This is a genomic window from Ferrovibrio sp. MS7 (genome assembly GCF_038404985.1).
Lineage (GTDB): Bacteria > Pseudomonadota > Alphaproteobacteria > Ferrovibrionales > Ferrovibrionaceae > Ferrovibrio > Ferrovibrio plantarum.
Genome location: NZ_JBBKBA010000002.1, coordinates 391,405 through 405,149 on the forward strand (window position 1 = coordinate 391,405; position 13,745 = coordinate 405,149).

General features: G+C 62.7%; 10 protein-coding genes. 4 read left to right on the top strand and 6 right to left on the bottom strand.

Annotation, left to right across the window (positions count from 1 at the left end; genetic code table 11):
• Positions 1-22: 22 nt before the first annotated feature.
• From V6B08_RS15065 to V6B08_RS15080, 4 genes are all read left to right on the top strand, one after another.
• On the top strand, positions 23-1,816 hold the full coding sequence (locus V6B08_RS15065; RefSeq protein ID WP_341982323.1) for an acyl-CoA dehydrogenase C-terminal domain-containing protein: 1,794 nt from the start codon (positions 23-25) through the stop codon (positions 1,814-1,816).
• 43 nt (positions 1,817-1,859) lie between these two features.
• Positions 1,860-3,008: an acyl-CoA dehydrogenase family protein gene (locus tag V6B08_RS15070; protein ID WP_341982325.1), complete on the top strand. Its 1,149-nt coding sequence runs from the start codon at positions 1,860-1,862 to the stop codon at positions 3,006-3,008.
• Positions 3,009-3,179: 171 nt separating this feature from the next.
• Positions 3,180-4,388 (top strand): acetyl-CoA C-acetyltransferase, encoded by a 1,209-nt coding sequence (locus V6B08_RS15075; RefSeq protein WP_341982327.1) that lies wholly within the window; start codon positions 3,180-3,182, stop codon positions 4,386-4,388.
• An 11-nt stretch (positions 4,389-4,399) separates the two neighbouring features.
• Positions 4,400-6,523: a 3-hydroxyacyl-CoA dehydrogenase NAD-binding domain-containing protein gene (locus tag V6B08_RS15080; protein WP_341982329.1), complete on the top strand. Its 2,124-nt coding sequence runs from the start codon at positions 4,400-4,402 to the stop codon at positions 6,521-6,523.
• Positions 6,524-6,567: 44 nt separating this feature from the next.
• Here the strand turns inward: V6B08_RS15080 and V6B08_RS15085 are convergent, their stop codons facing one another.
• From V6B08_RS15085 to V6B08_RS15110, 6 genes are all read right to left on the bottom strand, one after another.
• Entirely contained in the window at positions 6,568-7,998 is a 1,431-nt protein-coding gene (locus tag V6B08_RS15085; protein WP_341982331.1) for a sensor histidine kinase, read from the bottom strand.
• Positions 7,928-8,608, bottom strand: coding sequence for a winged helix-turn-helix domain-containing protein (locus tag V6B08_RS15090; protein WP_341982333.1), 681 nt, complete (start codon positions 8,606-8,608; stop codon positions 7,928-7,930). The genes V6B08_RS15085 and V6B08_RS15090 overlap by 71 nt, the downstream gene beginning before the upstream one ends.
• Before the next feature lie 58 nt (positions 8,609-8,666).
• Positions 8,667-10,130: a DegQ family serine endoprotease gene (locus V6B08_RS15095; RefSeq protein ID WP_341982335.1), complete on the bottom strand. Its 1,464-nt coding sequence runs from the start codon at positions 10,128-10,130 to the stop codon at positions 8,667-8,669.
• A gap of 143 nt (positions 10,131-10,273) precedes the next feature.
• Positions 10,274-11,728: a TRAP transporter large permease gene (locus V6B08_RS15100; RefSeq protein WP_341982337.1), complete on the bottom strand. Its 1,455-nt coding sequence runs from the start codon at positions 11,726-11,728 to the stop codon at positions 10,274-10,276.
• On the bottom strand, positions 11,725-12,327 hold the full coding sequence (locus V6B08_RS15105; RefSeq protein WP_341982339.1) for a TRAP transporter small permease subunit: 603 nt from the start codon (positions 12,325-12,327) through the stop codon (positions 11,725-11,727). The genes V6B08_RS15100 and V6B08_RS15105 overlap by 4 nt, the downstream gene beginning before the upstream one ends.
• A gap of 114 nt (positions 12,328-12,441) precedes the next feature.
• On the bottom strand, positions 12,442-13,617 hold the full coding sequence (locus V6B08_RS15110) for a TRAP transporter substrate-binding protein (RefSeq protein WP_341982341.1): 1,176 nt from the start codon (positions 13,615-13,617) through the stop codon (positions 12,442-12,444).
• Positions 13,618-13,745: the final 128 nt, after the last annotated feature.

Sequence of the window (13,745 nt, forward strand, 5' to 3'; positions counted from 1 at the left end):
GCGCAACTGAGGAGGATTCGACATGCCGACCTATACCGCTCCGGTGAAGGACTTCCAGTTCGTGCTGCACGATGTGCTGAACCTGGAAAGCTACACCTCCATGCCCGGCTTCGAGGAAGCCAGCCGCGACACCATCGACGCCATCCTCGAAGAGGGCGGCAAGTTCATGAGCGAGGTGCTGCAGCCGCTAAACCAGGTGGGCGACCGCGAGGGCTGCAAGCTGGAAAACGGCGTGGTGCGCACGCCGACCGGCTTCAAGGAAGCCTATCAGCAATATTGCGAAGCCGGTTGGGGCGGCCTCACCGGTGATCCGAAATATGGCGGCCAGGGCCTGCCGCATGTGGTCGGCTTCGCCATGGCGGAGATGCAATCGGCGGCCAACATGGCGTTTGCCATGTATCCCGGCCTGACCCATGGCGCCTACGAGGCGCTGCACCGCTACGGCACCGACGAGCAGAAGCGCACCTATCTGCCGAAGATGCTGTCGGGCGAATGGACCGGCACCATGAACCTGACCGAGCCGCATTGCGGCACCGATCTGGGCCTGATGCGCACCAAGGCTGAGCCGCAAGCGGATGGCAGCTACCTGATCTCCGGCACCAAGATCTTCATCTCGGCCGGCGAACATGACATGTCGCAGAACATCATCCATCTGGTGCTGGCGAAGATTCCGGGCGGCCCGGAAGGCATCAAGGGCGTCAGCCTGTTCGTGGTGCCGAAGTTCCTGGTCAATGCCGATGGCTCGCTGGGCCAGCGCAACGGCGTCGCAGTCGGCTCCATCGAACACAAGATGGGCATCCACGGCAATTCCACCTGCGTGCTGAACTACGACAATGCCAAGGGCTGGCTGGTTGGCCAGATGCACAAGGGCATGCAGGCGATGTTCGTAATGATGAATGCCGCCCGCCTCGGCGTCGGCATCCAGGGCCTGGCCCAGGCCGAAGTCGCCTATCAGAATGCCGTCACCTACGCCAAGGACCGCCTGCAGGGCCGCTCGATCACCGGCACCAAGGCGCCGGACAAGCCGGCCGATCCGCTGATCGTGCATCCCGATATCCGCCGCATGCTCATGAGCATCAAGGCCTTCACCGAGGGCGCCCGCGCGCTGGCGTTGTGGACCGGCCTGGAAATCGATGTCGCCGGCAAGCATCCCGATCCAGAGCAGCGCCAGGTTTCCGACGACCTGGTGGCGTTCCTGACGCCGATGATCAAGGCCTACCTCACCGAATACGGCTACCAGTCCACCACCATGGCGCAGCAGGTCTATGGCGGCCATGGCTATATCGCCGAATGGGGCATGGAGCAGTTCGTGCGCGATGCCCGCATCGCCATGATCTATGAAGGCGCCAACGGCATCCAGGCGCTCGACCTGGTCGGCCGCAAGCTGCCGACGGGCATCGGCCGCCTTGCCCGCCGCTTCTTCCATCAGGTGGATGGCTTCATCCAGGCCAACATGGCGGATCCGAAGATCGGCAAGGATTTCGTGATGCCGCTGGCCAAGGCCTTCGCCCGGCTGCAGACCGCCACCGGCTACATCAGCGAAAAGGGCATGAAGAATCCCGACGAGGCCGGCGCGGCTTCCTGGGATTATCTCTGCATGTTCGGCCTGGTCGCCATCGGCCTGATGTGGTGCCGCATGGCCAAGGTGGCCCATGCCAAGCTGGCGGCCAACGACGACGACAAGACCTTCATGGAAAACAAGCTGGCCACCGGCAAGTTCTTCATGGACCGCATGCTGCCCGACACGGCCTCGCAGCTCGCCAAGATTCAGGCGGGGGCCGGCTCGACAATGCATCTGGAGGCAGCTAATTTCTAACAGCCGTTAGGCGGCCTGAGTCTAGGGAACAGGGAAAACAGAAATGACCGAGTTCGCCATCCCGCGCACCATCTTCTCGGATGAGCATAATCAGTTCCGCGATGCGGCACGCCGCTTCTTCGAGCGCGAGATCGCGCCATACCACGCCCAGTGGGAAAAGGACGGCATCGTGCCGCGCGAGGCATGGTTGAAGGCTGGCGCCGCCGGCTTCCTCTGCGCCACCATGCCGGAGGAATATGGCGGTTCCGGCGCCGACCGGCTCTATTCCACCATCCTGATGGAGGAACAGGGCTATATCGGCGCGTCGGGCCCCGGCTTCTCGCTGCATTCCGACATCGTGGCGCCCTATATCCTGAATTACGGCACGGAAGAGCAGAAGAAGAAGTGGCTGCCGAAGATGGCTAGCGGCGAAGTGATCGGCGCCATCGCCATGACCGAGCCAGGCACCGGCTCCGACCTGCAGGGCGTCAAGACCACCGCGGTCCGCGACGGCAACGAATTCGTCATCAACGGCCAGAAGACCTTCATCACCAACGGCCAGAATGCCGACCTGGTGATCGTGGTGACCAAGACCAACCCGAAGGAAGGCGCCAAGGGCATGTCGCTGTTCCTGGTGGAAGCCGGCCGCGAGGGCTTCACCAAGGGGCGCAACCTGGAAAAACTGGGCATGCACGCCCAGGATACGTCGGAACTGTTCTTCAGCGACGTGCGCGTGCCGCCGGAAAACATGCTGGGTGGCGAAGGCCAGGGCTTCTACATGCTGATGCAGGAACTGGCCTGGGAGCGCCTGCAGATCGCCATCATGTCGGTGGCCGGCTGCGAAGCGGCGCTGAAATGGACGGTGGAATACACCCGCAACCGCAAGGCTTTCGGCAAATCCATCGGCGATTTCCAGAATACCCGCTTCCAGCTCGCCGAGATCAAGACCGAGACCCAGGTGGCCCGCGTCTTCGTCGACAAGTGCATCGAACTGGTAGCGCAGAACAAGCTGGATGTCGCCACCGCCGCGATGGCGAAATACTGGTGCAGCGACCTGCAGAACAAGGTGATCGACCGCTGCCTGCAGCTCCATGGCGGCTATGGCTTCATGTGGGAATACCCGATCGCCCGCGCCTATGCCGATGCCCGCGTACAGCGCATCTATGGCGGTACCAACGAGATCATGAAGGAACTGATCAGCCGCACTCTGTGAGGCTGACCCGTTTCCATCTCGTAAAAGTGTCAATGCGGTGAAATTTTCGGCTGACGTAGCGTAAACCCGCGTCAGCCGCGCTTTTTCCACCCGTGCCGGCAAATTGCGCCTTGTCACCAAACGATCGTTCGGTTTTAATTTCAGCAGACCAAATTAATGGGAGAGAAACAGATGACCGAAGCCTTCATCTATGACGCCGTGCGCACGCCGCGCGGCAAGGGCCGCGCCAGCGGCGCCCTGCATGAAGTCACCCCGATGCGCCTGGCCACCACCGTGCTGCAGGCGGTGCGCGACCGCAACGAACTCGATACCTCTCTCGTCGACGACGTGGTGCTCGGCTGCGTCATGCCCGTCGGCGAACAGGGCGCGGATATCGCCCGCGTCGCCGTGATCCAGTCCGGCTATGCCGAAACCACTGCCGGCGTGCAGATCAACCGCTTCTGCGCCTCGGGCCTCGAAGCCTGCAACATGGCAGCCGCGCAGGTGATGAGCGGCCAGAGCCAGATGGCGATTGGCGGCGGCGTGGAAAGCATGAGCCGCGTGCCGATGGGCTCGGACGGCGGCGCCTGGGCCACCGATCCGGCCGTGGCGATCCCAACCTATTTCGTGCCGCAGGGCATTTCCGCCGACCTCATCGCCACCAAGTATGGCATGAGCCGCGCCGACGTCGATTCCTATGCCGTCGAAAGCCAGAAGCGCGCCAAGCGCGCGTGGGACGAGAACCGCTTCAAGAAATCCATCGTACCGGTGAAGGATATAAACGGCCTGCCGATCCTGGCGTATGACGAGCATATGCGCCCCGACACCACGATGCAGACCCTGGCGCAGCTTGATCCGTCCTTCACTGTGCCGGGCGAGCAATTCGGCTTCAATGCCGTGGCGTTGCAGCGCTACCCGGAAGTGGAGCGCATTGAGCATGTGCACCATGCCGGCAATTCATCCGGCATCGTCGATGGCGCCTCCGCCGTGCTGATCGGCAATGCCGAGGCCGGCAAGAAGACCGGCATGAAGCCGCGCGCCCGCATCCGCAGCTTCGCTTCCATCGGCTCAGAACCGACCATCATGCTCACTGGCCCTTCCTTTGCCGCCGAGAAGGCGCTGCGGCTGGCCGGAATGAAGCCGTCCGACATCGACATCTACGAACTGAACGAGGCTTTCGCCTCGGTGGTGCTGCGCTTCATGCAGGCATTGAACATCCCGCATGACAAGATCAATGTGAATGGTGGCGCCATTGCCATGGGTCATCCGCTGGGCGCCACCGGCGGCATGATCCTGGGCACCGTGGTGGATGAGCTGGAGCGTTCCGGCAAGAGCACCGCGCTGGTGACGCTCTGCGTCGGCGCCGGCATGGGCACCGCCACCATCATCGAACGCGTCTGAGGTATCACACCATGATCGATTACATCGTTGATGGCGACGGCGTCGCCACCATCACCTGGAACATGACCGACCGCTCGATGAACGTGCTCAACGAGCAGTCCATCGCCGAATTCAAGGCGGCGGTACACAAGGCCATCGCCGACAAGGCGGTGAAAGGTGTGATCATCGCCTCGGCCAAGCCGGATTTCGTTGCCGGTGCCGACCTGATCAACCTGTTCAAGAATGTCGAACCGCAAACCATGTTCGACTTCTCGATGAACCTGCAGAAGCTGTTCCGCGACATCGAAAAAGCCGGCAAGCCCTTCGTCGCCGCCATCCCCGGCACGGCTTTGGGCGGCGGCCTGGAAATCTGCCTCGCCTGCCATCGCCGCATCGCCGCCGACAATCCGAAGGCGCTGATCGGCCTGCCGGAAGTGACCATCGGCCTGTTGCCGGGCGCTGGCGGCACCCAGCGCCTGCCGCGCATCATCGGTGTACGCAACGCGCTGCCGATGCTGCTGGAAGGCCGCAAGGTCGATCCCAAGACCGCGCTCGGCATGGGCATCCTGGACGAAGTGGTGCCGGCGGCTGACCTGCTGAAGCGGGCCAAGGAATGGCTGCTCAGCGATGGCCCGGCCAATTGCGTGAAGCCCTGGGACCAGAAGGGCTTCCGCATGAAGGATGGCGCCAATACCCCGGCTGGCGCCCAGACCTTCACCGCCGGCAATGCCATGCTGCGGGCCAAGACTCAAGGCAACTACCCGGCAGCGCAGCACATAATGTCCTGCGTGTTCGAGGGCAGCATCGTCGATATCGATACCGCTTTGCGTATCGAGACGCGCTACTTCATCGCCTGTGCCCGCTCGGATGCGGCGCGCAACATGATCCGCAGCCTGTTCGTCTCCGTCGGTGAAGCCAACAAGCTGGCCAACCGGCCGAAGGGCGTGCCGACCCAGAGCTACACCAAGGTCGGCATCCTCGGCGCCGGTATGATGGGCGCGGGCATTGCCTTCGCCGCCTCCTCCGCCGGCCTCCAGGTGGTGTTGCTCGACAGCACCCAGGAAGCCGCCGAGAAGGGCAAGAGCTACAGCGCCGGCCTGCTGGATAAGCGGGTGGCGTCGAAGAAGCTGAAACCGGAAGCGCGCGATGCACAACTGGCGCTGATCACGCCGACCACCGATTATGCCCTGCTGAAAGGCTGCGAAATCGTGGTCGAGGCGGTATTCGAGGACCGCGGCATCAAGGCGGACGTGACCAAAAAGGCCGAGGCACAGCTCTCTCCCGATGCCATCTTCGCCTCCAATACCTCGACCCTGCCTATCACTGGCCTTGCAGAAGCTTCTGCCCGTCCGGCCAATTTCATCGGCCTGCATTTCTTCTCGCCCGTCGACAAGATGCCACTGGTGGAAATCATCCGTGGCAAGCAGACCTCTGATGAGACCCTGGCGCGCTCAATGGACTTCGTGAAGAAGATCCGCAAGACGCCGATCGTGGTCAACGACAGCCGTGGCTTCTACACCAGCCGCGTCTTCGCCACCTATGTCACCGAGGGCCTGACCATGCTGGCCGAAGGCGTCAATCCGGCACTGATCGAGAATGCCGGCAAGATGGCCGGTATGCCGGTGGGCCCGCTGGCGCTGGCCGACGAAGTCTCCATGGAGCTGATGCACCGCGTGCGCCAGCAGACCCGCAAGGACCTCGGCGATGCCTACAAGCCGGATGGCTCCGAGCCGGTGCTCTCCGCCATGGTGGAAAAGCTCGGCCGCATCGGCAAGAAGGCCGGCAAGGGCTTCTATGACTACCCGACCGACGGCAAGAAGCGGCTCTGGGCCGGCCTTGGCGAAGCCTTCCCGGTGAAGGCGGAACAGCCGGACGTGCAGGACGTGATCAAGCGGCTGGTCTACATCCAGTCGGTGGAGACCGCGCGCTGCCTGGAGGAAAATGTGGTGATTGATGTGCGCGACGCCGATGTCGGCTCAATCATGGGCTGGGGCTTCCCGCCGTTCCGTGGCGGTACGGTAAGCAATATCGACACGGTCGGCCTGAAGCCCTTCGTGGCGGAATGCGACAAGCTGGCGCAGAAATTCGGCGCCCGCTTCACGCCGCCGAAGCTGCTGCGCGAGATGGCAGACCAGGGCAAGCGTTTCTACGCTTGATACCACTTCCATGAAGAAGCCCCGGACCAAATCCGGGGCTTTTTTCATGCCAGTTTCAGCACCGCGCGCAAGCCCGGCGCGTTGTCTTCGAGGCTCAGGGCGCCGCCATGCAGGCGGGCGATGGCTTCCACCAGGCTCAAGCCCAGGCCAAAACCGGCAGCGCCGCGCGCCGCATCGCCGCGATAGAAACGCTGGGCTGCCAGGCCGCGTTCTTCCTCTGTCATACCGGGGCCGCTATCGGCCACGGTGATGGCCTCGGCTGTCGCCGCCACCACGATACGGCCACCCTGTGGCGTGTACTTGATGGCATTGTCGAGCAGATTGCCGATGGCCTGGGCGAGCAATTGCCGGTCGCCGGTGATGCTCGAACCCGCCACCGCCTCTACGTCCAAGCTGATACCCTTGGCCTCGGCGAAAGGGGTGTATAGCTCCGCCGCCTCCTCCACCAGCAAGGCCGGATCAAGCGACTGGAAGCCGGCGCGGCGCAGGCCGGAATCCAGTTCGGCCAGCCGCAGCAGGGCATTGAACACGCCGATCAGCCGGTCGATATCGGCAATCGCTGCTGCAATTTCCTCTTCGCCCTCACCTGGATGGCGCAGCAAACCCTCGAGCCGCGCTCGTGTCTCGGCCAGTGGCGTACGCAGATCATGGGCGATGGCATTCGACACATTGCGCACGCCTTCAACGAGTTGCTGGATCTGATCCAGCATGCGGTTGATGGTGACGACAAGCTGGTCGAATTCATCATCGCTGCCGCGCTGCGGCAGCCGTTGCGCCAAGTCGCCCTGACGAATGGCTGAAGCGGTGCGGTTGATGCCTTCGACGCGATGCAGCACGGCGCGGCGGATCAGCCAGCCGCCCGCCAACGCCAACACCAGCATGGCAAGGCCCGACCAGGCCAAGCTGCGCAGCACCAGATTGCGGATCTGCGCCCTATCCTGCACATCGCGGCCGACCAGAAGCTGGAAATTGCCGGGCAGCACCACATGCAGCATGCGCGTGGCATGCAGCTTGTCGCGATGCACCAGTTCGATTTCATACCAGCCCGGTGCGGCACCGATCTTCAGCGGCCAGGCATCGACATTGCCGGCCAGCGGACGCAGGCGCGGATCGGTGAGCAGGTAGATGGCGCGGCGGTCGGCATTGGGGCTGGCGGCAGTTGCCACGCGCTCCTGCAGCATCTGCACTGCGCCAGGCAGGCCAAAGTCGCGCAAGCGATCGCCAATGGCGCGGGTATCGGCAGCGATCACCGCGTCAGTCTCGCGGTCGAGATAGCCAGCAGTGTTCCACCATAGCAGGCTGGCCAGGAAGGCGGCACCGATGATGAAGAACACCGCGAACAGCAGCGCGACGCGCAGCGAGGTCGAGCGCCAGTATTTCAGCATCGCGCCACCATTCTCTGCATCAGGCTTGCGGCCCCAGCCGGTAGCCGGCGCCGCGCACGGTATGCAGCAAGGTTTGAGCGAAGCCGGCATCGATCTTCTGCCGGAGGTTGGAAATATGCACATCGATCACATTGGTCTGCGGATCGAAATGATAATCCCACACATTCTCCAGCAGCATGGTGCGCGTCACCACCTGCCCGGCATGGCGCATCAGGTATTCCAGCAGCTTGTATTCGCGCGGCTTCAGCGCGATAGGCTGGCCGGCGCGCGTCACCTTGCGGCTGAGCAGGTTGAGGCTCAGATCGGCCACCTGCAACTGGGTCTCGGCGGTACTCGTCAAGGCGCGGCGGGTAAGCGCCAGCAGCCGCGCCTCCAGTTCACCATAGGCGAAAGGCTTGGTGAGGTAATCATCGCCGCCGGCCTTGAGGCCACGGATGCGCTCATCAACATCGGCGAGCGCGGAAAGGATCAGGATCGGCGTGGCATTGCCGGTGCGCCGCAAAGCCTCGATGATGCCGAGGCCGTCAATGCCGCCGGGCAGCATGCGGTCGAGGATGATGGCGTCGTATTTCTCGGTGATGGCGAGGAACAGCCCGTCGCGGCCATTATCGGCATGATCGACCACATGGCCCGATTCAGTCAGGCCCTTGCGCACGAATTGCGCCACCTGGGGATTGTCTTCGACGAGCAGGAATTTCATGGCTTCAGGATAAGACACCGGGGCGGCTTGGCAACCGCCCCGGTGCGATGTTGAGGGGTCAGGCGAGCTGAAGCGCCAAGTAGTAGGTGGTGCCGGCACGGTTCACCAGCAGCGGCACTGCCTCCTTTTTCTCATGCTGCGCCGCCTTGATCGCGGCCACCGCCTGGGATGGCGTCGCTACCGGCTTGCCGGCAATGCCGACGATGATGTCGCCCGGTCGCACGCCGCTATCCTCGGCCTTGCTGCTCGGCGCCACCTCGGACACGACGACGCCCTTGGCGGCATTATCCAGCCCAAGCCGGCCGCGCAGTTCCGGGTTGAGCGGTGCCAGGCTCAGGCCCACCTTGGCCTCGCCGCCATCGGCGTCACCGGCCGAGGCAGTCTGGTCCGCCGGCTGACTGCCGATGGTGACAGCCAGCACTTTCTCGCGACCCTCGCGCCAGTAGGTCAGCTTGGCATTATCGCCCGCCTTCAGCCCGGCCACCTGGGTGGCGAGATCGCGGGCATCCTGCACCGGACGGCCATTCACGGCGGTGACGATATCGCCTTGCTGCAGGCCGGCCTTGGCCGCCGGACCATCGGCCATCACATCGTTCACCAGCACGCCATGGGTGTTCGGACGGCCGAGCGCCTTGGCGAGGCTCTCGGTCAGCGGCTGCATGCTTACGCCGAGCCAGCCACGTTCGACCTTGCCACCCTCCTTGAGCTGCGCGACGATCTGCTGTGCCATATTAGCCGGCACGCCGAAACCGATGCCGACACTGCCGCCGCTCGGAGAATAGATCGCGGTGGAGATGCCGATGACATTGCCTGTGGCATCGAAGATCGGGCCGCCGGAATTGCCCGGATTGATCGGCGCGTCGATCTGCAGGAAGCTGTCATAGGGGCTGTTGTTGAGATCGCGACCACGTGCCGAGAGAATGCCGGCCGTGACCGAGCCGCCGAGCCCGAACGGGTTGCCGACCGCGATCACCCAGTCGCCGACCCGCGCCGTATCGGAATTGCCGAAGGCGACATAGGGCAGCGGCTTGGCCACCTCGATTTTCAGCAAAGCCATATCGGTCTTGGGGTCGCGGCCCTTCACGATAGCTGGGTGCTCGCTGCCGTCTTCCAGGGTGACGACGATCTTGCTGGCGCCTTCCACCACGTGGTTGTTGGTGACGATGTAGCCGGCCGGATCAATGATGAAGCCGGAACCTAGCGCATGCTGCGGCCCACGCGGGCGCTGCTGCTGTTCCATGAACTGGCGGAAAAAGTCTTCCATCGAGGTCGGCGGTTCCGGCGCGCGGCGCGTCTTGGCTTCGGCCTTCTCGGTGGTGGCGATGTTCACCACCGCCGGCTTCACTTTTTCCACCAGATCGGCGAAGCCAGGGCGGGCGGCCTGCACCTGGACGGGTGCCGGTGCCGCCGGCAGGTTCAGCGGCGCGCCATTGGATTGTGCGCGGGCAACGATATAGCCGCCGGTACCGGAGAGTACGGTGGTGGCGAGCAGGACAGCGGCAAGGGTGCGTTTCAACGACATGGGTCAGCTCCTGTGGTTGCCGAGGGGTGTTCGGTCCCTTGCAACATAGGAAGCGCCGGCTCCATGGCACCTGAACGCCAGGTTAATTCCGTTTAATGTTCCAGGCACAAAGAACCCCGGGGTTGGCCCGGGGTTCCCGTATTTTAATCCTCTTCAGGCAGGGGGACTTCACCGCCCTCCTCGTCCGGCGTATCCGGCAGTGGCAGATCGCCGCTGTTCTCTATGCCCACCGGCAAGCCGTCGACCGGGATGACATTCTCCGAGCCGACGCCACCCCCGCCGCCATAAAGCTGTTCGGGCAGCCACAAGGCGATTTCCGGGAAGAAATAGAGCAAGGCCATGGCAACCAGAACGATGGCGACGAAGGGATAAATGCCGGCGAAAATCTCGTCGATCGAAATATTCTTCGGCGCCACGCCTTTACAATAGAAGGCCGCCATCGCCACCGGTGGTGTGAGGAATGACGTCTGCAGATTGAGCGCCACCAGGATGCCGAAGAACAGCGGGTCGACGCCGTAATGCTGTAGCAGCGGCAGAAAGATCGGCACGAAAATGACGATGATTTCGGTCCATTCCAGCGGCCAGCCGAGCAGGAAGATCAGGAACTGCGCCAGCAGCATGAATTGCGTGCTGGAGAGATCGAGATAATCGATCAGATCCTTCACCACTTCATGGCCGTTGAGATAGGCAAACACCGCCGAGAAGGTGGCGGAGCCGACGAACAGCCAGCAGACCATCGCCGCCGAGCGGGCGGTAAGGAACACCGACTCCTTCAGTTTCTCGATGCTGAAGCTGCGATAGGCTATGGCCAGCACGATGGCACCGGCGGCGCCCACGGCCGCCGCTTCCGTCGGCGTGGCCAGACCGGCGAGAATCGCACCCAGCACCGAGATGATCAGGGCTGCAAGCGGCACGAAAGAGGTGAACAACGCCCACATCACCTGGGTGAAGGGCACGTCGAGGATTTCCTTCGGCGGCTTCGGTGCCAGTTGCGGGTTTAGCACGGCCCGCATGATCACATAGAGCACGTAGAGGCCGGCCAGCATCAGGCCCGGGAAGAAGGCACCGGCATAGAGCTTCACCACCGAGACGCCGGCCGTGGCGCCATAGAGGATCAGCAGCACGCTGGGCGGAATCAGGATGCCAAGGCAGCCGCCGGCGCAGACCACACCGGTGGCCAGCTTCTTGTCATAACCGGCACGCAGCATGGAAGGCAGCGCCAGCAGGCTCATCAGCGTCACCACCGCGCCGACAATGCCGGTGGCGGTGGCGAACATGGCGCAGGTGAGCAAAGTGGCGACGGCAAGCGAACCAGGTATGTGTTTCGCCGCCAACTCGATACTGAGGAATAATCGGTCGAGGATATTGGCGCGCTCGACGATATAGCCCATGAACAGAAACAGCGGCACCGAGATCAGCACGTCATTGGCCATGACCGAGAAGGTGCGCTGCACAAAAAGCTGGAAGATATGGTCGCCCATGGCGTAGTAGCCAAAGCCGACGCCCATGGCCATCAGGGTGAAGGCGATGGGAAAACCGAACGCGATGGCGAAAAGGAACGCCACCAGCATGGTAATGCCAACCTGGGGATCGGTCATCGGCTGGCCTCCTGGCCGTCAGCGCCATACTGCTTCTGCAACACCTGTTCGAGTTCCTCCACGTCGCCAAGACGCGGCGGCCAGACATTGTTACGGATGCAGTAGAGGCAGCGCAGCACTTCCGCCACACCCTGCAGCAGGAACAGCACGCCGGTGATCGGGATGATGGTCTTGAAATGATAGATTGGCGGCCCGTTCGGACTGAACAGGCTGCGCTCCTTCATCGCCCAGGAATGCGCGGCATAGTCCCAGCCGGAATAGATCAGGGTGATGATGCCCGGGAAGAAGAACAGGAAGTAGAGCGCCAGGTCGAAGCGCGCCTGGGTCGCCGGCTGCCAACTGCGATAGAGCCAGTCACCACGGACATGGCCATTGCGTGCCAGCGTATAGGCGCCAGCCATCATGAACAATGTGCCGTAGAGGATATAGGCGGCATCAAAGGCCCAGTCCGTGGGCGCTTTCAGCACATAGCGCGAGAACACTTCGTAAGAAGTGGCGGCGGTGAGCAGCAGAATGCACCAGCCGAAAATCTTTCCCACCCAGGTATTGAGGCTGTCGATCCAGTAGACCAGACGGCCATCGAAACTCTCCCTGTTCATCGTCACTCCCCGCTTATATTTTTACGCTTTTTATACAGAACTGGCCCCCAGTAGCAGAACGGGAACCGCCGGCCATGCCGACGGCTCCCGCCCGGAAGCAAAATACTAACTGTATCAGCCCTTCTTCGGCGCGAAGGTGTGGTTGTAGGCCATCTGCTTGCTCGGGGTGTTGAGCAGTTCATAACGCACCGTGCGGCGCACCCAGTCGAGCTGCGACTTCACCACCTTGTCGAAGAACGGCTCTTCGCGCTGCGCCTTGAGCACGACATCCCAGGCCTTGAGCTGGGCTTCCTGCACCGAACGCGGCGTGGTGTAGACCTTCACCTTGTCCTTGCTCTGCAATTCCTGCAGGTCGCGGGAATAGCGGTCGAGCGCCTTCCACGACATGTCGGACGAGGCGGCTTCGGCAGCATACTTGATGACCGCCTTCTGCTCGGCCGAGAGGGCATCGAACTTGGTCTTGTTGAAGATGATCTCGAAGCATTCCGCCGACTGGTGCCAGCTTTGCAGCATGAACACCTTCGAGACGTCCGGGAAGCCCAGCACGCGGTCGGAAGACGGATTGTTGAACTCCGCCGCATCCAGCAGGCCACGATCCATGGCCGGCACGATTTCGCCGCCGGCGACGATGGTGACAGCGGCGCCCATTTCCTTGAACACGTCCGCCGAGAGGCCGACGGTACGGTATTTCAGGTTCTTGAAGTCGTCCGCCGTCTTCACTTCCTTCTTGAACCAGCCGAGCGGCTGGCACGGCATCGGCGCCGACATGAAGCCGACAATGTTCAGCTTCAGGATGTCGTGCAGCAGTTCGTTGTAGAACTTGTAGCCGCCGCCATAGGCCATCCAGGCCAGCACGCCATTGGCATCCCAGCCGAAGGGCGGCACGGTGCCAAACAGCGAGAAGGCCTTGTGCTTGCCATACCAGTAGGCGCTGACGCCATGGCCGGCATCCAGCACGCCGCTATGCACCGCATCCTGCATCTGGAAGGCTGGCACCACGGAGCCGGCGGCGAGCAATTCGAGCTTGAGGCGGCCGCCCGACATCTCGTTGACGCGGGTGGCATAATCGCCAGCCATCTCGTGGAAGATATCCTTCGACGGCCAGGTCGACTGGAATTTCAGGGTCACGGTCTGGGCACGGCTGACATTCGGCATCGCCACCGTGGCAACCGCTGCGCCGGCGGCAATACCAGCCCCGCTGAGAAAGCGGCGGCGGCTGCTCTTGCCTTTGTCGAGAGCGGTCGTGGTATCGGCAACAGTCTTCGCTGCCGGCTTTTGCTGCTCGGTCATTAGGTTTCCTCCGTTGTATCGGCCGCGGTTCGCGACCGGGTTCTTATTATTGTTGACTCAATACTTACGAGTGAGTGGAGGAATGATTACGGAGGCAGCCGGAGGCTGGCAAGGACAAATATCCAAGT

Bases quoted from the DNA above. Each gene is read 5' to 3' on its own strand.
- V6B08_RS15090 (WP_341982333.1), bottom strand. From the start codon at position 8,608: ATGAAATTCCTGCTCGTCGAAGACAATCCCCAGGTGGCGCAATTCGTG.
- V6B08_RS15100 (WP_341982337.1), bottom strand. From the start codon at position 11,728: ATGACCGATCCCCAGGTTGGCATTACCATGCTGGTGGCGTTCCTTTTC.
- V6B08_RS15080 (WP_341982329.1), top strand. From the start codon at position 4,400: ATGATCGATTACATCGTTGATGGCGACGGCGTCGCCACCATCACCTGG.
- V6B08_RS15085 (WP_341982331.1), bottom strand. From the start codon at position 7,998: ATGCCGGCTTCGCTCAAACCTTGCTGCATACCGTGCGCGGCGCCGGCT.
- V6B08_RS15070 (WP_341982325.1), top strand. From the start codon at position 1,860: ATGACCGAGTTCGCCATCCCGCGCACCATCTTCTCGGATGAGCATAAT.
- V6B08_RS15065 (WP_341982323.1), top strand. From the start codon at position 23: ATGCCGACCTATACCGCTCCGGTGAAGGACTTCCAGTTCGTGCTGCAC.
- V6B08_RS15075 (WP_341982327.1), top strand. From the start codon at position 3,180: ATGACCGAAGCCTTCATCTATGACGCCGTGCGCACGCCGCGCGGCAAG.
- V6B08_RS15095 (WP_341982335.1), bottom strand. From the start codon at position 10,130: ATGTCGTTGAAACGCACCCTTGCCGCTGTCCTGCTCGCCACCACCGTA.
- V6B08_RS15110 (WP_341982341.1), bottom strand. From the start codon at position 13,617: ATGACCGAGCAGCAAAAGCCGGCAGCGAAGACTGTTGCCGATACCACG.
- V6B08_RS15105 (WP_341982339.1), bottom strand. From the start codon at position 12,327: ATGAACAGGGAGAGTTTCGATGGCCGTCTGGTCTACTGGATCGACAGC.